The organism is Stenotrophomonas sp. CFBP8994 (genome assembly GCF_034044835.1).
Lineage (GTDB): Bacteria > Pseudomonadota > Gammaproteobacteria > Xanthomonadales > Xanthomonadaceae > Stenotrophomonas > Stenotrophomonas rhizophila_A.
The window spans coordinates 335,732-355,052 of sequence record NZ_JAXCWT010000004.1; the positions used below are offsets into that span (position 1 = coordinate 335,732).

The 19,321-nt window shown below is 68.5% G+C and carries 16 protein-coding genes; all 16 read right to left on the reverse strand.

Features of this window, described 5'->3' with window-relative positions:
• Positions 1-120: 120 nt before the first annotated feature.
• Positions 121-2,355 (reverse strand): methyl-accepting chemotaxis protein, encoded by a 2,235-nt coding sequence (locus SOM39_RS13535; protein ID WP_320458616.1) that lies wholly within the window; start codon positions 2,353-2,355, stop codon positions 121-123.
• A 588-nt stretch (positions 2,356-2,943) separates the two neighbouring features.
• Positions 2,944-4,926, reverse strand: a complete 1,983-nt coding sequence (locus SOM39_RS13540; protein WP_320458617.1) for a chemotaxis protein CheA — start codon at positions 4,924-4,926, stop codon at positions 2,944-2,946.
• A gap of 48 nt (positions 4,927-4,974) precedes the next feature.
• Positions 4,975-5,340 carry a response regulator gene (locus SOM39_RS13545; RefSeq protein ID WP_038688521.1) on the reverse strand — a complete coding sequence of 122 codons (366 nt, stop codon included), beginning with the start codon at positions 5,338-5,340 and terminating at the stop codon, positions 4,975-4,977.
• Positions 5,337-5,645 carry an STAS domain-containing protein gene (locus SOM39_RS13550; protein ID WP_068851616.1) on the reverse strand — a complete coding sequence of 103 codons (309 nt, stop codon included), beginning with the start codon at positions 5,643-5,645 and terminating at the stop codon, positions 5,337-5,339. Before SOM39_RS13550 ends, SOM39_RS13545 begins: the two co-directional genes overlap by 4 nt.
• A 79-nt stretch (positions 5,646-5,724) precedes the next feature.
• A complete protein-coding gene (locus SOM39_RS13555; RefSeq protein WP_307107032.1) occupies positions 5,725-6,747 on the reverse strand; it encodes a chemotaxis protein CheW in 1,023 nt (340 codons plus the stop codon).
• The gene (locus SOM39_RS13560; protein ID WP_320458618.1) at positions 6,744-7,526 is read right to left on the reverse strand and encodes a ParA family protein; all 783 of its coding nucleotides are present in this window, start codon (positions 7,524-7,526) and stop codon (positions 6,744-6,746) included. The genes SOM39_RS13555 and SOM39_RS13560 overlap by 4 nt, the downstream gene beginning before the upstream one ends.
• A 4-nt stretch (positions 7,527-7,530) precedes the next feature.
• Positions 7,531-8,523: a flagellar motor protein MotD gene (gene motD / locus SOM39_RS13565; RefSeq protein WP_068851625.1), complete on the reverse strand. Its 993-nt coding sequence runs from the start codon at positions 8,521-8,523 to the stop codon at positions 7,531-7,533.
• A 1-nt stretch (position 8,524) separates the two neighbouring features.
• Positions 8,525-9,265, reverse strand: a complete 741-nt coding sequence (locus SOM39_RS13570) for a flagellar motor protein (protein ID WP_184123714.1) — start codon at positions 9,263-9,265, stop codon at positions 8,525-8,527.
• A 114-nt stretch (positions 9,266-9,379) separates the two neighbouring features.
• On the reverse strand, positions 9,380-11,212 hold the full coding sequence (locus SOM39_RS13575) for a chemotaxis protein CheW (RefSeq protein WP_184123713.1): 1,833 nt from the start codon (positions 11,210-11,212) through the stop codon (positions 9,380-9,382).
• A gap of 4 nt (positions 11,213-11,216) precedes the next feature.
• Positions 11,217-11,831: a protein phosphatase CheZ gene (locus tag SOM39_RS13580; RefSeq protein WP_068851634.1), complete on the reverse strand. Its 615-nt coding sequence runs from the start codon at positions 11,829-11,831 to the stop codon at positions 11,217-11,219.
• Positions 11,831-12,223: a chemotaxis response regulator CheY gene (gene cheY, locus SOM39_RS13585; protein WP_068851637.1), complete on the reverse strand. Its 393-nt coding sequence runs from the start codon at positions 12,221-12,223 to the stop codon at positions 11,831-11,833. Before cheY ends, SOM39_RS13580 begins: the two co-directional genes overlap by 1 nt.
• Positions 12,224-12,239: 16 nt before the next feature.
• Positions 12,240-12,986 carry an RNA polymerase sigma factor FliA gene (locus tag SOM39_RS13590; RefSeq protein ID WP_068851640.1) on the reverse strand — a complete coding sequence of 249 codons (747 nt, stop codon included), beginning with the start codon at positions 12,984-12,986 and terminating at the stop codon, positions 12,240-12,242.
• A complete protein-coding gene (locus SOM39_RS13595) occupies positions 12,983-13,870 on the reverse strand; it encodes a MinD/ParA family ATP-binding protein (protein WP_068851643.1) in 888 nt (295 codons plus the stop codon). The genes SOM39_RS13590 and SOM39_RS13595 overlap by 4 nt, the downstream gene beginning before the upstream one ends.
• Positions 13,857-15,731 carry an AAA family ATPase gene (locus SOM39_RS13600; RefSeq protein WP_320458619.1) on the reverse strand — a complete coding sequence of 625 codons (1,875 nt, stop codon included), beginning with the start codon at positions 15,729-15,731 and terminating at the stop codon, positions 13,857-13,859. Before SOM39_RS13600 ends, SOM39_RS13595 begins: the two co-directional genes overlap by 14 nt.
• A 151-nt stretch (positions 15,732-15,882) precedes the next feature.
• Positions 15,883-17,988, reverse strand: a complete 2,106-nt coding sequence (flhA, locus tag SOM39_RS13605; protein ID WP_414715875.1) for a flagellar biosynthesis protein FlhA — start codon at positions 17,986-17,988, stop codon at positions 15,883-15,885.
• On the reverse strand, positions 17,985-19,115 hold the full coding sequence (gene flhB / locus SOM39_RS13610) for a flagellar biosynthesis protein FlhB (RefSeq protein ID WP_320458620.1): 1,131 nt from the start codon (positions 19,113-19,115) through the stop codon (positions 17,985-17,987). The genes flhA and flhB overlap by 4 nt, the downstream gene beginning before the upstream one ends.
• Between the last annotated feature and the right edge of the window lie 206 nt (positions 19,116-19,321).

The following is a 19,321-nucleotide window of genomic DNA, read 5'->3' on the forward strand; positions in this document are numbered from 1 at the left end:
CTGTCCGTTTATCGGCAGCAGTTCACAATAATGTAGGGCCAATGTGTGTAGCGGTACGTTCGGCCAAAAAGCACCACCCCGCCGCAGCGGGGTGGTGTCAGGGGCGTGCAGCGGCGACGATCAGAACTCCTGCCAGTCGCCTTCGTTGGCCAGTACGGGTTCGCGCACCGCCGCGCGGCGGACCGGCGCGGCCGGGGCACGCGGGCGAGCCGGGGCGGCGTGGCGCGTGGCCGGTGCAGCGGCGACGACCGGGGCCGCCTGGCCCTCGAGCTTGAACAGCGACACCGCATCGGTGAGGTGGCCGGCCTGTTCTTCCATCGAGCGGGCGGCGGCGGTGGCTTCTTCGACCAGCGCCGCGTTCTGCTGGGTGGTTTCGTCCATCTGCATCACGGTCTGGTTGACCTGCTCGATGCCGGCCGACTGTTCCTGCGAGGCGGCCGAGATCTCGGCCATGATGTCGGTCACGCGCTGCACCGAGGCCACGATCTCGCCCATGGTGGCACCGGCCTGGTTGACCAGGGCCGAGCCTTCGGCGACCTTGCCGACCGACTCGTCGATCAGGCCCTTGATTTCCTTGGCCGCGCTGGCCGAGCGCTGGGCCAGGGTGCGCACTTCGGAGGCGACCACGGCGAAGCCGCGGCCCTGTTCGCCGGCACGCGCCGCTTCGACCGCCGCGTTCAGGGCCAGGATGTTGGTCTGGAACGCGATGCCGTCGATGACGGTGATGATGTCGGCGATGCGGCGCGAGGAGGCGTCGATCTCGTGCATGGTGCTGACCACCTTGCCGACCACTTCGCCGCCCTGCGAGGCCACCGAGTGCGCGCCGATGGCGAGCTGGTTGGCCTGGCGGGCGTGTTCGGCGTTCTGGCGCACGGTGGAGGTCAGTTCCTCCATCGAGGCGGCGGTTTCTTCCAGGTTGGCGGCCTGCTGTTCGGTACGGCGCGACAGGTCGTTGTTGCCCGAGGCGATTTCGCCGGCGGCGGTGCTGATGCTGCCCGAGGCGTGCTGGATGCGGCTGACGATCTGGGTCAGCTGCGCCACGGTGGTGTTGGCATCGTCGCGCATGGTTGCGAACACGCCGTGGAACTGGCCATGCATGCGTGCGGTGAGATCGCCGTTGGCGATGGCCTGCAGCAGGTGGGACAGCTGCGACAGGTTGCCGTCGGCGACTTCCATCATGGTGTTGAGGTGCTCGATCATGACCCGGAAGTCGTGGTCGAAGCGCAGCGCATCGCCGCGCTGGCTGAAGTCGCCGGCGGCCGCAGCCTGGGCCAGGGTCTGGATCTGGGTGTTGATCGCCAGCAGGCTGGCCTTGGCCGCGTCCATCGATTCATGCAGGATCGCGCGGGTGCCCGGCAGGCGGCGCGCGTTCTGCGACAGGTCGCCGGCCGCGTACTGATTGAGCACGTTGATGGCGTCCTTGATCGAATCCAGGTGCTCGAAGATCACGGTGTTCACGCCCACGGCCAGCTGGCCGTACACGCCCGGGAAGTCTTCCGGAATGCGGTGGCTGATGTCCGGGCCGGCATGCATTTCGACCATCTGCTGGGTTTCGCTGGAGTAGCGGCGCAGCATCAGGGTCATGTCGCGGGTGGCCGCCAGCATACGGCCGGCTTCGTCGGCGGTGGTGCTGGAGGCGATGTTCACCGTCAGGTCGCCACGGGCGACCGCCTGGATGGCCTGCATGGCCTGGCGGATGGGCCGGGTCACCGCGCGCGAGATCACCACGCCCATCGCCACGGCGAGCAGCGACAGCAGCACGATGCTGGTGATGATGGCCACCACGCTGCTGTGGTGGGTGGCGTTGGCGTCGGCGATCTTCGCCTGCATCAGGCCGCTGCTGAAGGCGCCGAGCTCCTTGAGGTCGTCGAACATCTTGCGGCGCGCCGGCCGCGACTTCTCATCGGAGATCTGCTGGGCCAGCACCCCATCAGCGGCGGCGACGGCCGCGCGCATCTCGGCGTTGGCGGCGAAGTAGGCCTCGAGGTCGGCGGCAACCTTGCTGTAGAGGCCCTTCTCTTTTTCGCCGGCCGGCAGGGCGGCGTAGGCGCCCAGCTCGTCGCGCACGGTCTTGGCGGTGGCATCCATGCGCTTGTTGTAGTCGGCGACCTTGTCCGGCTGGTCCAGCATGCTCAGCTGGGCCAGTTCAAAGGTGCGGAACTCACCCAGCTGCGCGCGGACTTCGCCCAGGTGCTGCACGGACGGAATGTCGTTGCTCGCCATCGCGGCGAGTTCGGCGTTGAGGCTGTTCAGGCGCACCAGGGCGAAGACGCCCAGCGCGATCGTCATCAGGGTGGTGAGGGCGAACCCGACCGCGAGTTTGCGGCTGATGGGCAGATCATGGAACCACTTCATGCGGGAAACTCCGGGCAGGGCAGGGGCGCACAGCCGTGGGAACGCTGGGCGGAAGGGCAAGGGGCGAAGGCGGCGAAGCGGTAGGGCGTCAGGCTGGCGATGAATGTGTCATCGCTATTGCGGATAACGGCGGCGCGGGGCGGTTTCTTGAGTGCGCGATGTCACATTTTTTCGCGGTCCACGCAGTAGCGCGGGTTGCGGTCGATGGTTGCGAAAGCAAGCGATACCAATGGGTTTGCCATGCGGTGGCGAATGGGTCACCGATACGCAGCCGTATCGCGTCCGACCGACATCACGGTTTTCCATCAAACGTTCATGCCGCCGGAATGAAGAGCATCCGGCCAACGGCCGGGGCTACCGCTTCTGGTTGATTGATCATGATCTGGATGGGCCCGTAACAATTCGTAGCCCCGGCCGTCGGCCGGACACCGCGCGCAGCGCGGCCCAAGCATCCGAAGCCCACGTCCGAACGGTTGCCGTCGTGGGTCCAACGTTTAGAGCAAACCGAAGCCACCCATCAGGCGTCCAGAACGAAAAACGCCCCCGTCACCAAACGGGGGCGTTTCGAGCCGGCAGAGCCAGGGACGCTTACGCCGCCTGCGGCACCCGCAGCGAGCGCACCAGGCCACCGATATCCACGATCAGCGCAACGCGGCCGTCGCCGAGAATGGTCGCACCGGACACACCGCTGATACGCCGGTAGTTGTTCTCGATGTTCTTGACCACCACCTGCTGCTGGCCGACCAGTTCGTCCACTTCCAGCGCGATCTTCTGGCCATCGCCTTCCACCACCACCACCAGCGAATCATCGGTGGTGCGGCGGCCGAAGCCGTAATACTCGCTCAGCGACAGGATCGGCAGGTACTCGCCACGCACGCGCAGCACACGGCCTTCGCCGGCCATCGAACGCACGTCTTCCGGCTGCGGCTGCAGCGCTTCGAGCACGTACGCCAGCGGCAGGATCACGGTTTCGCCCGCCACCGCCACGGTCATGCCGTCGAGGATGGCCAGGGTGAGCGGCAGGCGGATCAGCACGCGGGTGCCATTGCCGGCCCTGCTTTCCAGCTGCACTTCGCCACCCAGCGCCTGGATGTTGCGGCGGACCACGTCCATGCCCACGCCACGACCGGACAGATCCGTGACGGCATCGGCGGTGGAGAAGCCAGGCTGGAAGATCAGGTCCCAGACCTGCGCATCGGTGGGGTTGTCCGGCACGGCCAGGCCGCGTTCGAGCGCCTTGGCCAGGATCTTGTCGCGGTTCAGGCCACGGCCGTCATCGCTGACTTCGATGACGATGTGACCGCCCTGGTGTGATGCCGCCAGGGTAATGGTGCCGGTTTCGTCCTTGCCGGCGTCGCGGCGGACGTCGGGCATTTCCAGGCCGTGGTCGATCGAGTTGCGCACCAGGTGCACCAGCGGATCGGCGATCTTTTCGATCAGGCCCTTGTCCAGCTCGGTGCCTTCGCCAATGGTGCGCAGGCGCACGTGCTTGCCCAGGCGCGAGGAGAGGTCGCGGACCAGGCGCGGGAAACGGCGGAACACCGCATCCACCGGCAGCATGCGCACCCCGATCACCGCTTCCTGCAGGTCGCGGGTGTTGCGTTCCAGCAGGTCCAGGCCGGCGAACAGCTGCTCGGCATGCACCGGGTCCAGGGCGTGCGAGACCTGCTTGAGCATGGCCTGGGTGATGACCAGTTCGCCGACCAGGTTGATGAGTGCGTCGACCTTTTCCACGGCGACGCGGATGGAGGTTTCCGCTTCGCTGGTGGCAGCCGGTGCGGCCGCGGCTGCGGCGGCAGGCGCTGCCGGGGCGGCCACGGGGGCAGCTGGCGCGGCGGCGGGGGCGCTGGTGGCCAGGCTCGGCGGTGCGGCCGGACGGATGTCCAGTTCGCAGTCGTCGACGACCCAGGCGAAGGTGTCTTCGATCTTGCTGCGCGGCACTTTGCCAACCAGGCCCAGGTCCCATGCCAGGTGGGCCTCGAGCGGGTCGAGCTGGTCGAAGCCGGGCAGGCGTTCCAGTCGCGCGGCGACCTGCAGCGAGCCCAGGTGTTCCAGTTCGCGGATGATGCGCAGCGGATCGTTGCCGCTCATGAACAGCGACGGCGCCGGCACGAAACCGATCTGCCACGCTTCAGGAGTGTCATCGACCTTGGCGGCAGCCGGCGCGGCCGCGCTCGGCGCCTGGCCGGACAGCACCGCTTCCAGGCGTGCCTTGACGGCGGCCACCGCCTGCGGATCGGCCGGCTGGCCGTGTTCGGCTTCGCGCAGCAGGGCGCGCAGCACGTCCACCGACGACAGCATGGCATCCACGGCCGCCGCTTCCAGCGCGCGCTTGCCGGCGCGCAGTTCGTCCAGCAGCGTTTCCAGCACGTGGGTCAGCGCGGCGATGGCGTCGAAGCCGAAGGTGCCGGCGCCGCCCTTGATGGAGTGCGCGGCGCGGAACACCGAGTTGATGATTTCCGGATCCTGCTGGCCCGATTCCAGTGCCAGCAGGCCCGCTTCCATCGCGTCCAGGCCCTCGCGGCTTTCCTCGAAGAAGGTGGCGTGGAAGCGTTGCAGGTCCATGCTCATGGGCGTTCGGGTCCGGTTACCAAAGGGGGAGGGGAAGGCGGGTGGGGATCAGCCCAGGACTTTCTGGACGGTCGCGACCAGCTGTTCCGGGTTGAACGGCTTGACCAGCCAGCCGGTTGCACCAGCCGCCTTGCCTTCGGACTTCTTGTCGGCGGCCGATTCGGTGGTCAGCATCAGCATCGGGGTGAACTTGTAGTCCGGCAGCTGGCGCAGCTCGCGGATCAGCGAGATGCCGTCCATGTTCGGCATGTTCACGTCGGTCACCACCGCGTTGAAGCGCTGGCCCTTGGCCCGGCCCAGGGCGACGGCGCCGTCTTCGGCTTCCTCGACGGAAAAGCCGGCCGAGGTGAGGGCGAAGGAAACCATCTGGCGCATTGACGCCGAATCGTCCACCACCAAGATACGTGCGCTCATGCCGCGTTCTCCACAGATTTCAGGTTGTCATGGGTTGCGTCCAGGCCCAGGGCCTGGGTGACACCGAGCAGGCGCGCGGCATCGCGGAAGGTGGCCGTGCAGCCGTCGAACGCGGTCGGGTGGCCGGCCAGGCGGCGGGCCTCGACGAACGCGCACAGGACCTGCACCGACGCGGTATGGATACGGCCCACCTGGCTGGCATCCAGCGTCAGGTCGCCGCCCTGGTCCACCAAGGGGGCCAGGCGTGTTTTGAGCTCGGTGCTGGTCTCGATTCCGAGATCATCACCCAGGGCCACAGTGCTCATCGTTGCTCCGGACAAACGGTTCCGAGGTCTATAACGGCGTATTTCTGGAAACCTTTAGGGGCGGTCCGGCCACGCTGGATCAATTCAACAGCTGCGTGGCATCCAGCAGGATCATCGGCTGGGCCGTGACCCGGGCCACGCCGCGGAACAGGTCGTTGGAAATCTGGCAGATCCGCGCCGTATCGGGCGGTTCGATCTGCGAATCGGTGAGGTTGGCCACGTCTTCCACGGCCGATACGCGCAGGCCCATGGTCTCGCCGTCCTCTTCCAGCACCACGATGCGGGTGTTGGCGTCGTCGCTGGCGGGACCGGTGCCCAGGTGGATGCCCAGGTCCATCACCGGCACCACCTGGCCGCGCAGGTTCATGATGCCCAGCATCGCCGACGGGGTGCCGCGCAGCGGCAGCAGCGGTACCGGCAGCACCACCTCCTGCACCTTCAGCAGCTCCAGCGCGTAGGCCTGGGGGCCGCAGCGCAGGCGAAGCCAGCGCGAGGTGCGCTCGGCGGCGCGGCGATCGCCGCGGGGGCTGGAGGCCGGGTTGCGGGCCTGGGCCTGCAGCTCCTGCCAGCTGCTGGGGCGGCCGGAGGGGGCGGGAACGGGAGCGGGTGCCACCGGGCGCGGTGCTGCCACGGGTGGGGGCGGCGGCGGTGCAGTGCGGGCGACCGGTGCCGGGGCAGCGACCGGGACCGCTGCGCGCACGGGCGCCGCCACGGCCACCGGCACAGTGTCGTGGAGCGCTTCCGCTGGCAGATCGTCCCAACTGGGGCGCGAGGCGTCCGGTGTAGCGGCCACCTCGACCGGGCCCAGGGCCGGGTCGTTGAGCAGTTCGTCCAGCAGGGCCAGGTGGGCCGGCGCGCCCGGCGAGGTGGGCGTATCAAACTCCGACGCCGGAGCAGCAGCCTCCACCACGGGACCCAGTGCCGGGTCGTTCATCAGTTCGTCCAGCAACGCCATGGCGGCCGGTGCGCCCGGTGAGGTCGGGGTATCGAAGGCGGGGGCGCCGTTGGCATCTTCCGTGTCGGCGATCGCCACGGCGGTCACCGGCACGGCATCGCCGAGCAGTTCCTCGAGATAGTCGTCGAGTACGCCGGTGCTGTTCATGCCGCGCGCTCCATCTGCAGCGCGTCGTCGGCGAGGATCCATTCCAGCGCACGCCGGTACGCGGCCAGGCCACGGCCCGGGTAGTCGTCGGAGGTCGCCGGCACGGTCAGGCTGGCGGCGTTGCAGATGCGCGTATCCACCGGAATGGCGTCTTCCCACACGCGGTGGCCGTGGCGGTCCTGCATCTGCTTGACGGTTTCGTTGCCGGCGCGGGTGCGGCGGTCGAACAGGGTCGGCAGGATCGACATCGGCAGCGGGCGGCGGCGCGAACGCTCGACCATCTCGCCGGTCCGCACCATGCCATCCAGGCCGTGCAGGGCCAGCGGCTCGGCCTGGGTCGGAATGATCAGGCGATCGGCCGCGGCAAGCGCGTTGATCATCAGCAGGCCCAGCGTGGGCGCGCAGTCGAGCAGGATGTAGTCGTGCTGGCCCTGGTGGCGGGTCATTGCGTGCTGCAGGGCCAGGCCCAGGCCGGGCTGGTTGGCGCTGCGCCGTTCCAGCGTGGCCAGCGCGGCCTGCGCGCAGATGAAGTCCAGGCCAGGCACCTGGCTGCCATGGGCCAGGCTGCCCAGTTCCCCAGGCGGGGTGCCGAACAGCTCCAGCACGCCGGCCGGCGGCGGATCCAGCGGCACGCCGAAGGCGCGGGTCAGCGAGGAGTGCGGATCGAGGTCGATCAGCAGCACGCGGTGGCCCAGGGCGGCCAGGCCGCGGCCGAGCGCGAGGGTGGTGGTGGTCTTGCCCACGCCGCCCTTCTGGTTGGCGATTGCCCAGATACGCATCGGCTTACTCCTTCATTGCGGGGGGAACGGCGGCGCCAACGCGGCTGCCGGCCGGCACCGGTGGCAGCTGCACCGGAGCGAGGGGGGAAACGGGGGAGGGCGTGGCCGGCGCCGGCGCGGTGCCGGTTTCGGCGGTGAGCTGCGGGCCCAGCGGGTCCGTGCCCTGCGCGGTGTCGGCCAGGATGATGACCATCACCCGGCGGTTGCGGTTGCGGCCCTGCGCGCTGGTGTTGTCTTCGCGCGGGCGGAACTGGCCATAGCCGACCATCGCCAGCCGCGCCGGCTGCACGCCCTGGTCGGCGAACAGGTGCACCACGCTGGCCGCACGCGCGGCCGACAGTTCCCAGTTGGACGGGAACAGCGCGGTGGCGATCGGCACATCATCGGTGTGGCCTTCCACGCGCACGCCGTTGGGCGCGTCGTGCAACACCTGGGCCAGCGAAGACAGGGTGTCGCGTGCGTGCACGTCGAGCGTGGCCGAGCCGGTGGTGAACAGGATGTCGCTGTTGATCTCCACTTCGATCCACAGCTCGGTGCGGCGCACGGTGATCATGCCGCGGTCGATCAGCGGGGCCAGCGTGGCGGTGAGGCGGTCGGCGATGCTGTTGAGCTGGCGCTCTGCAGCCTGCAGCTGTTGCTGGTTGTGCACCGACACCGGCATGCGCATCTGCGAGGCCATCGCCGGCAGCAGGGTGGGGTCGTTGCTGGGCGACGGTGCCGACGGGCCAACGCGGTTGCCCGCCTTGATCACCGAGGGGCTGTCCCAGCCGCCGCCCTGCACCTGCTGGTTGCCGACCTGCACCGGGTTGATGGTGCGCGGCGCGCCGCCGAAGGCGGTGGTCAGCGCGTCGGCCATGACCCGGTACTTGCCTTCGTTGAGCGAGGAGATGGCGTACATGACCACGAAGAAGGCAAGCAGCAGCGTCATGAGGTCGGCGTAGGGAATCGCCCAGGCCTCATGGTTGGCATGCTCTTCGTGGGCTTTGCGGCGGGCCATGTCAGTGCAGGAACCCCGACAGGTTGGTCTCGATGTTGCGCGGGTTCTCGCCCTGGGCAATCGAGATCAGGCCTTCGATGATCATTTCGCGGTCGCGGCTGTTGTGGTGGATCACGCTCTTGAGCTTGGCCGACACCGGCAGGAACAACAGGTTGGCCGAGGCGATGCCGTAGATGGTGGCGGTGAACGCAGCGGCGATGCCGTGGCCGAGCTTGCTCGGGTCGGCCAGGTTCTTCATCACCGCGATCAGGCCGAGCACGGCGCCGATGATGCCCAGCGTGGGCGCGTAGATGCCCATGCCTTCGAACACCTTGGAGGCGGCCAGGTCCTGGCTTTCCTGGCTGCCCAGTTCGATTTCCATCATGTGCCGGATGGTTTCCGGCTCCACGCCGTCCACCAGCAACTGCAGGCCCTTGCGCAGGAACGGGTCGTCCTGGGCGTCGACCTGGGCTTCCAGGCCGAGCAGGCCCTGGCGGCGGGCGATGTTGCTCCATTCCACGATCTGGCGGATCAGCTCGGCACGGTCGCTGGCCGGCGGGCGCACGACCCAGCGCACGATCCTGAAGGCGTGCTTGAACACGGCCGGCGAGGTGTGCAGCAGGATGGCGGCCAGCGTGCCGACGATGACGATCACGAAGGCGGCAGGGGACCACAGCGACGCCAGCCCGGCACCCTTGAGGATGCTGCCGCCGACCAGCGAGGCCAGGGCGAGGAAAAGTCCAATGAGGCTGAGTCTGTCCATTTGTCCGATATCGGCTTGCTTGGGGGGGACTTGAGTTGTGGGGCTATCGGCGGTTCAGCCACGCATGGCGTGGCTCTACGCGTTGGGGGCACCCGTCGATGCGGTGGCCCTGGATCAATCGTGCGGGGTGCGCAGGCCGTCCACGTCGAGGATCAGGGACATGCGGCCGTCGCCGATCAGGGTGGCGCCGGCGTAGCCGCGCAGGCCGCGCAGGGCCTTGGGCAGCGGCTTGATCACCACTTCCTCGCGGCCACGCACCTGGTCCACCACCAGCCCGAAGCGGGCTTCGCCGGCCTGCAGCACCACGATGGTGAGCAGGGGCGAGGGCGCCGGATCCACATCGAGCCAGTGGCGCAGGTCCACCAGCGGCAGGGTGTGGGTCCTGCGGTCGAGCACGGCGCGGCCGTCGAACCAGCCCAGCGAGGTGTTGGGCGCGTGCAGCACTTCCATCACGCGTGCCAGCGGCAGTGCGTAGACGTCCTCGCCGGCCTGCACCAGCAGGGTCGGCAGGATCGCCAGGGTGAGCGGCACGCGGATCATGAAACGGCTGCCGCGGCCCAGTTCGGACTGGATCTGGATCTGCCCGCTGAGCTCGCGGATGCGCGACTGCACCACGTCCATGCCGACGCCACGACCGGAGATATCGGTGACTTCCTGCTTGGTCGAGAAGCCGGGCAGGAACACCAGGTGCAGGCATTCCTCGCTGGTCAGGCGGGCGGCGGCTTCGGGATCGATCAGGCCCTTTTCGCGGGCCTTGGCGCGCAGGCGCTCGGGGTCGATGCCGGCGCCGTCGTCCTGCACTTCAATGCTGACGTAGTCGCCTTCCTGCTGCGCGGACAGGCGTACGTTGCCGCTGCGGGTCTTGCCCTGCGCTTCGCGCAGCTCGGGCATTTCAATGCCGTGGTCGATCGCGTTGCGCACCAGGTGCACCAGCGGGTCGGCCAGGGCTTCGACCAGGTTGCGGTCCAGTTCGGTTTCCGCACCGATCAGTTCCAGCTCCACTTCCTTCTTCAGGTTGCGGGCCACGTCGCGGGCGACCTTGGGGAAGCGTGAGAACACCTTGCCCACCGGCTGCATGCGGGTGCGCATCACCGCCGACTGCAGGCGCGCGGTGGCGATATCCAGCGTGGACACGGCGCGGTCCAGTTCTTCGTCGTGCAGGCGCGCACGCAGGGTCTTGAGCCGGTTGCGCGACAGCACCAGTTCGCCGATCAGGTTGACGATGGCATCCAGGCGCTTGGTATCCACGCGCACGGTGTGTTCGGCTTCGGCCACCGGCTTGTTGGCGGCCGGCTTGGCCGGGGCCGGGGCGGCGACCGGGCGCGGTGCGATGGACGGGGCGGGTGCCGCTGCGGCCACGCTCTGCGCGCCGGGAGCGGCGCCGCCATGCAGCTGGTCGAGCAGGGCTTCGAATTCGTCTTCGCCGATCAGGCCATCGTCGTTCTTTTTCGCCACGGCGGTGGGAGCCGCGCCGCCGTGCAGGGTATCCAGCAGGGCTTCGAATTCATCGTCGGTGATCAGGTCGCCGCTGGAGGCGGCCGCCGTCGCGACCGGTGCCGGCGTGGCCGGTCCGTTGACGTCGAACTGCGCGATCAGCTCCGGCGGGGCATAGCCCGGCTCGGTGCCGGCGGCCACCGAATCCAGCATCGACTGCAGGTAATCCAGCGATTGCTGGCCGGCGTCGAAATGGTGGGCCTGCAGCACGGCCTGGCCCGAGCGGGCCATGCCAAGGGTTTCTTCGGCGGCGTGGCACAGCTCGACCATGGCCTGGATGCCCAGGAAGCCGGCACCGCCCTTGAGCGTGTGGAAACCGCGGAACACCGCGTTGAGCTGGTCGCTGTCCTGGGGCGACTGCTCCAGCGACACCAGCTGTTCGCCGAGGCGATCCAGGATCTCCTGGGCCTCGAGGATGAAGTCTGCAGCAATGTCGTCTGGAACAGCACTCATGGTTTCAAAGCCCCAAATCGGAAAGCAGGTCGTCGGCGTCGACCTGTGACACCTGATGGCGGTCCAGGCCGCTCACGGCCGGACCGGCCAGGCCGTTGTCGCGCTTGTGCGCGCTGTCGTCCGGCGGCGGCAGGCCGAGCGCGCCGAAGCCTTCGTGCACGCGGCGCACGATGCCTACCACGCGGCGGATGATCTGCCCGGTGAGATCCTGGTAGCTCTGGGTGAGCGCGATCTCGGTGAGGTTGTGGCGGATGCGGTCCAGCTGCTGGTCCTGGTCCGGGCTCAGCCCGTTGGCACGCAGCTGCTCGGTGAGCGCGCGGCATTCCTCGGCCAGGTCCAGGGTGCGGTGGGTGGCCTGTTCGGTCATCGCCACCACGTGGTCCAGGCGCGCGCAGGCATCGTCCAGCTCGCCGGCTTCGCTGGGCAGGGTGGGCAGTTCGCCCAGCGCCTGGCCCAGTTCGCGGGCAAGCCGGTTCAGCCCGGCCATCATCGGCTGGGTGCGCAGCGCGGCCAGGGCGTCGATTTCCCGGCGCCAGCCCGCTTCGTCGCCGCTTTCCAGTGCAGCCAGGGCATCCTGCAGGCGCTGCACCAGCGCCGATTTGTCGCGAAGGGTTTCCATCACGCGCTGGCCGCCAGGCGCTCGAAGATCTTGCCGAGCTTTTCTTCCAGGGTCTGGGCGGTGAACGGCTTGATGATGTAGCCGTTGACGCCGGACTGGGCGGCTTCAATGATCTGCTCGCGCTTGGCTTCGGCGGTGACCATCAGCACCGGCAGGGTCTTGAGCTTGGCGTCGGCGCGGATCGCCTTGAGCAGATCGATACCGGTCATGACCGGCATGTTCCAGTCGGTGACCACGAAATCGAACGACTGGCTCTGCAGCAGGGCCAGCGCGGCATGCCCGTCCTCGGCTTCGGCCGTATTGGTGAAGCCCAGATCGCCCAGCAGGTTCTTGACGATACGACGCATGGTCGAGAAGTCGTCGACGATCAGGATACGCATGTTCTTGTTCAAAGCACTTTCCTCGGTATCAAGTGTTCTCGAGGCCGGCGTCGGCCGCCTCGAAGATCTTCAGTCGGCCACGCAGGCGCAGTACTGCCTGGCCATGGATCTGGCAGACGCGCGACTCGCTGACGCCGAGCACCGCGCCGATCTCTTTCAGGTTCAGTTCCTGCTCGTAGTACAGCGACAGCACCAGCTGTTCGCGTTCGGGCAGCAGGCCGATCGCGTTGCCCAGCTCGCGGCCGAATTCGCCGCGCTCCAGCACCTGCTGCGGGGTCGGGCCGCCCTGGGCGACGGTATCCAGCTCGCCCTGGTCTTCGATCCGCGATTCCAGGCTCAGCACCTGGCCACGCGCGGCGTCTTCCATCAGGCGCAGGTAGTCGGGCAGCGGCATGTCCATCGCGGCGGCCACTTCGGTGGCGCTGGCGGCGCGGCCGGTGGTCTGCTCCAGCCGGCGGATGGTGGAGGCGGCGTCGCGGGCACGGCGGTGCACCGAACGCGGCACCCAGTCGCCGCGGCGGATCTCGTCGATCATCGAGCCGCGGATGCGGATCGAGGCGTAGGTTTCGAACGAGGCGCCCTGGTCGGCGTCGTAGCTGCGCGAGGCCTCGATCAGGCCCATCATCCCGGCCTGGATCAGGTCGTCGACTTCAACGCTGGCCGGCAGGCGTGCGGCCAGGTGGTGGGCGATGCGCCGGACCAGGTCCGAGTGCTGGGCAATGCACTCGTTGGCAGCGGCGCGCTGCACTTCTTTGTATTGTGCGGCGCCTTTCATGCGGTCACCCCGCGTTGCTTGAGGATGCGTTCCAGGAAGAATTCAACGCCGCCGCGCGGCTCGGTCGGGGCCTGCCAGCGCGCGGTGCGCCGGGCGATCTCGGCGATCGCCTGCGCCGACGGGCTGGACGGGTAGGCCTTCACCACTGGCTGCTGGCGCTGCACCGACAGGCGCAACCAGTCGTCCTGCGGCACGCAGCCCAGGTAGTTCAGCGAGACATCGGCCAGGAACTTGTCGCAGACCCGGCTCAGCTTTTCGTAGAGCACGCGGCCTTCGTTGGGGTCACGCACCATGTTGGCGACCACCTGGATGCGGTCCACGCCACGTTCGCGCGAGAGCACCTTGATCAGCGCATAGGCATCGGTGATCGAGGCCGGTTCGTCGCAGACCACCACCACGGTGTCCTGGGCGGCCTGGCAGAAGGTGAGCACGCCGTCGGTGATGCCGGCGGCGGTGTCGACCACCATGAAGTCCAGATCGCGTTCCAGTTCGGAGAACACGTTGACCAGGCCCACGTGTTCGGCCGGCTGCAGTTCGGCCATGTGGCGGCGGCCGGACGCGGCCGGCACCACCAGCACGCCACCCGGGCCTTCCAGGATCACTTCATCCAGCGTGCAGCGCCCGGCGACCAGGTCGGCCAGGGTCAGCTTGGGCTGCAGGCCCAGGATCACATCGATGTTGGCCAGGCCCAGGTCGGCATCCAGCAGCAGCGTGCGCTTGCCCATGTCGGCCAGCGCCACGGCCAGGTTGGCCGACACGTTGGTCTTGCCCACGCCGCCCTTGCCGCCGGTGACGGCGATGGTGCGGACCGGGCCCAGCGGCTGGCTGCGGGTGGCCGACAACGGGAAGGTCCTGGTCAGGTTTTCATACTCACGCGACGGCATGGTTCAACTCCGGGTTGCAGGGCATATCGGCCGCGCGGCGCAAATCTTCAAGGCGAAGTACAAGATTGGCTGCACTGGCCCGGTGCAGGTCTTCGGGAACGTCCTGCCCGTCGGTGACCCAGGTGATCGGCAGGCGGTGGTCGACGGCCACCGACAGGGCGGTACCGAAGCGGCCGGTCTCGTCCAGCTTGCTGAGCACCACGCCCTGCGGGTTGGCGCCGCTGAAGCGGCGGACCACCTCGTCCATGTCGCCGAAGCTGGTGTTGGCCGGCAGCACCAGCAGGGTGCGGATCTGCGGGGCGGCGCGCAGCCACTGCAGCTGGGCGGCCAGGGCGCGGTCACGCGGGCCCAGGCCGGCGGTGTCGATCAACACCAGCTTGTAGTCCTTCAGGCGCTCCAGCAGCTGGGCCAGGTCGCTGCCACTGTTGGCTTCATGCACGGCGATACCGAGCTGGCGGCCGAAGCCGTACAGCTGCTCGCGGGCGCCGATGCGGGCGGTATCGGTGGTGACCAGGGCGACGTCGCGGGCGGCGTGGGCTTCGGCGAAGCGCGAGGCCAGCTTGGCGATGGTGGTGGTCTTGCCGGCACCGGTGGGGCCGACCAGGGCGATCACGCCGCCGGCCTCCAGCGGGTCGACCGGGGCGATCGGCAGCTTCTTGGACAGCAGCCCCAGCATCAGGCCACGGCCACGGTGGGCTTCGGTGTCCAGCGGGATCTGCAGGGCCACGTCGCGGCAGATGCCGGCGTCGAAGCCGTATTCGTCCATCAGGTCCAGCGCGGCGGCACGCACCGCCGAACCGCGCAGGCGCTCGTCGGTGAAGCGGTTCATTTCGCGCTCGATGACGGTGCGCATGCCGGCCACTTCATTGCGCAGCTGGCGCAGTTCCTCATCGTCGCGGACCAGGGTCACCGGGGCGGCAACGGCAGGCACCGGGGCGGTGATGACCTCGGCCGGCACCGTCGGTTCGTTGGCGGCCTGCAGCGACGGCTCGACCGGTGCAGCAACGGTCATGGCGGCGACCGGCGCGGCGATGGCGTCCACAACCACCGGAGCGGGAGCGGCAAACACCGCCGAATCGTCGATCTGGATGGCCAGGCTGGCCGCGGCCGGGACCACCGGCACGGTTTCCCACAGCGGCGCCGCCGGGGCTTCAAGCGGAGCCCGCTGCATCTGCTGTGCCGGCATCTGCGGCAGCTGCGGCGGGACGCTGGTGCGGCCTGCCGGAGCGTGCATCTCGAACAGCGGTGCTTCGTCCAGCGGCGGGTCGATGATGAAGCGGGCGCGGTTGGCCGGGGCCGGCGCAGCGGCGCGGACCGGTGCTTCAACCGCCACCGGTGCGGCGTCGGCGACCGGCGCAACCACGGCGCGTTCGGCGGCGGCAGCCTGTTCAACATTGAACGGGGCGAAGATCTGTTCCGGCAGCTGGGTGGCCGGCTGCACGTTGGCGCGGGCCAGGGTGGCGGCAAAGCCGCTGCTGCCCGGCGGCGGCACGATTTCGTTGGCGCTGTCCAGGGTGCGGCCGGTGGCGCCCACGGCGGCGCGGGCGAGGGCGGCCACGGCCGAGGTGGTGGCCGCCACCGGCTCCGGCGCGGCGGCCGGTGCCTTGCGGCGGGTCACCGCGGCGATCACCGCATCGGCGGCGTTGCGCGGGCGCGGGGCCGGCGGCGGCGGCGCCACGTCCTTGCGCGCCGCTTCCAGCGCACGCTGTACCGCGCCTTCGTCATAGTTCGCCGCGGCCACGATTTCCACGCCTTCCTCGATCCGGCGATTGGACAGGATCACGGCATCCGGACCGTGTTCCTTGCGCACCAGGTTCATGGCAGAGCGCATATCGGGAGCGACGAAGCGTTTGATTTTCATGCTGTGGTACCGGGACTGGGGCGGCTGGGGGGTGGAAGGGAAGCGCTGGTTGTCGGTGGTCTGCACGGTCCGGGTTTCCCTTCTTGTCCTGCTGCGGTGATTGCGAAATGGGGGTGTCTGTTTTCTGACGCGTTGCTGTCGGAGTTCCGGCTCAGCTGATCGTGCCGACCAGCTTCAGCCGCTTGTCCTCGGGGACCTCGCTGTAGGCCAGCACGGACAGCGACGGAACGCTGTGGCGTACCAGCCGTGCCAGCGCGGCACGTACCGGACCGGGCACCAGCACCACCGCGGGCTCGTTCTTCGCTTCCTGCTTGCTGACACATTCGGCCAGGCTCTGGTGCAGTCGCTCAGCGAGTCCGGGTTCCAGCGCGGCGCCGTTGCCCTGAGTGGACTCCTGCAAGACGCGTTCCAGTTGCGGGTTGAGGGTGAACACCGGCAGCTCGGCGGACATGCCGGCGATCTCCTGGACGATGAAACGGCCCAGCGCGTTGCGCACGGCGGCCGTCAGTACGCCGGGGTCCTGGCTCATCGGCGCGTTCTCCACCAGCGATTCGGCGATCTTGCGCAGCTGGCGCACCGGGATGCGTTCGATCAGCAGGTTCTGCAGCACCCGCACCACCACCGACAGCGGCAATGCCTTCGGGGTGAGGTCCTCGACCAGCTTGGGCGCGCTCTTGGCCAGGTTGGCCAGCAGCTGCTGCACCTCTTCGTGGCCGAGCAGCTCCGGGGCGTGTTCGCGGATCAGGTGCGAGAGGTGGGTAGCGACCACGGTGGCCGGGTCGACCACGGTGTAGCCCATCGATTCGGCGTGGGCGCGCTGGTGCGGCTGGATCCAGGTGGCATCCAGGCCGAACGCGGGGTCCTTGCCGGCAATGCCTTCCAGCGCGCCGAGCGCGCTGCCCGGGTCCAGGGCCAGTTCGCGGTCGGGGTGGATTTCGGCGGTGGCCACCGGCACGCCGTGGATCAGCAGCCGGTAGGCGCTGGCGCCCAGTTCCAGGTTGTCGCGGATGTGCACGGACGGGATCAGGAAGCCGATGTCGTGGGTGAGCTTGCGGCGCACGCCCTTGATGCGCGCCATCAGTTCGCCGCCCTGGTTCTTGTCCACCAGCGGGATCAGCCGGTAGCCCACTTCCAGGCCCAGCGGATCGACCGGGCGCAGTTCGTCCCAGGTCAGTTCGGCGGTAGGCGAAGGGCTGCTGGCGCCGGGCAGGCCCAGCGCATTGGTCGGGCCCACCGCAGGCGCGGCGGCGGCGCGCTCGGCCGCCTGGCTCTTCTGCCAGAGCTTCCAGGCGATGAAGCCAAGGATGGCAGCCAGCGTCAAGAAGGCGACGTTGGGCATGCCCGGGACCAGGCCGACCAGGCCCAGGATCGCCGCGGCGATGGTCAGTGCGCGGTGCTGTCCGAACACCTGGCCCATCATGGCCTGGGCCATGTCCTGCGAGCGCGAGGCGCGGGTGACCAGCATGGCCACGGCCGAGGACACCAGCAGTGCCGGCAGCTGCGCCACCAGGCCGTCACCGATCGACAGCAGGGTGTAGGTGGCTGCGGCTTCGCCAAACGGCATGCCGTGCTGGAGCACGCCGACCGCCAGGCCGCCGATCATGTTGATGAAAAGAATGAGGATGCCGGCGATGGCATCGCCGCGGATGAACTTGCTGGCACCGTCCATGGCGCCGTAGAAGTCGGCTTCCTCGCGGACTTCTTCACGGCGCAGCTTGGCTTCTTCACGCGTCAGCAAACCGGCGTTGAGGTCGGCGTCGATCGCCATCTGCTTGCCGGGCATGGCGTCCAGGATGAAGCGCGCGGTCACTTCGGACACGCGGCCGGCACCCTTGGTGATCACCACGAAATTGATGATGGTCAGGATCGCGAAGACCACGATGCCCACGGCGTAGTTGCCGCCGATGACGAATTCGCCGAATGCGGCGATCACCTTGCCGGCCGCTTCATGGCCGTTCTGGCCGTTGAGCAGGATCACGCGGGTGGAGGCCACGTTCAGCGCCAGCCGCAGCATGGTGGTGATCAGCAGCACGATCGGGAAGATGGTGAAATCCAGCGGGCGCTTCACGTACACCACCGCCAGCAGCACCATCAGCGAGATGGCGATGTTGAAGGTGAACAGCGCATCGAGCACCGGGGCGGCCAGCGGCACGACCACCATGGCCAGCAGGGCCAGCACGATCAGCGGGGCGCCCAGGCCCTGGCGGATCATGTCCAGGGCGCGGCGGGTGTTCATGCCGGCGGGCTGGGCGCTCATGGGCGGCCTCCCTTGCCGAACTCATCCACGTCGATGCTGGGCGCGGCCGGCATCGGTCCACCCCGCCAGGTACGCAGCTGGTAGACGTAGGACAGCACCTGGGCAACGGCCGAATACAGTCTCACGGGAATTTCCTTTCCAAGTTGACCTTCCCGATACAAGGCGCGTGCCAAAGGCGGGGCCGAGACGATGGCGACCTTGTTGCCGTCGGCCACCTGGCGGATGCGCAGGGCGGTTTCGTCCACGCCCAGGGCCACCACGGTGGGGGCGCCCATCCTGCCGCCGTCGTATTTGAGGGCCACGGCGTAGTGGGTGGGGTTGACCACCACCACGTCGGCGGTGGGCACCGCTTCCATCATCCGGCGGTTGGACATCTGCTGCTGCAGCTGGCGGATGCGGCCCTTCACTTCCGGGCTGCCCTCGCTTTCCTTCATTTCCCGGCGCAGCTCTTCGCGGGTCATCTTCAGCTTGCGCATCCAGTTCCAGCGCTGGTACGGGGCGTCGATGGCGGCCAGCAGCATCATGGCGCCGCCGGTGGCCAGCATCAGTTTCAGGGTGAAGCCCAGCCCGTGGACCATGGCCGCCTCCAGCGGCTGGTGGACCAGGTCGCGCAGCCCGCGGATGCCATGCCAGACCACCAGCCCGGCGGCGGTGCCGACGAACACGATGCGCAGCAGGGATTTGGTGAATTCGCCGATGGCTTCGGCGCCATACAGGCGCTTCATGCCGGCCATCGGGCTGAGCCGGCTGAACTGCGGCATCAGCGACTTGTTCGACCAGCGCAGCCCGCCCATGGCCACAGGGGCCAGGAAGCTGGCCAGCAGGCAGACCAGCAGCAGCGGCCACAGGGCCAGCATCAGCTGCAGGAACAGGTGCCCGAAATGGTTGAACAACCCCAGCGGCTCGAAGCGCAGGCCCGGTTCCGGGGTCAGGGCCAGCTTCATCCAGTCCTTGGCGCTGCTGGCCATGCCCCCGGAAAACGCCATCAGCGCCAGCACCGAGGCGCCGAACACGGCGGCGGTGGCCAGCTCGCGTGAACGTGGGATGTTGCCCTGTTCACGGGCATCGCGCAGGCGTTTTTCGGTAGGTTGTTCGGTTTTTTCGCCGGCTTGTTCTTCGTCGGACATCGGGAGCAGGGCACCACGGGGATTCCCCGGGGTGGTGCAAGAAGTGTTCCATTGCGGACGACGTGCCGGGAGCAGAGCACGTGACAGGGACAGTGATCGAGCTCTCGCTCGGGATCGTGATCGTGATCGTGATGGTGACGGCGACGGCGACGGCGACGGCGACGGGAGAGTAGGGTCGGTTCCCAAACGACCGCCGATACGGGGTC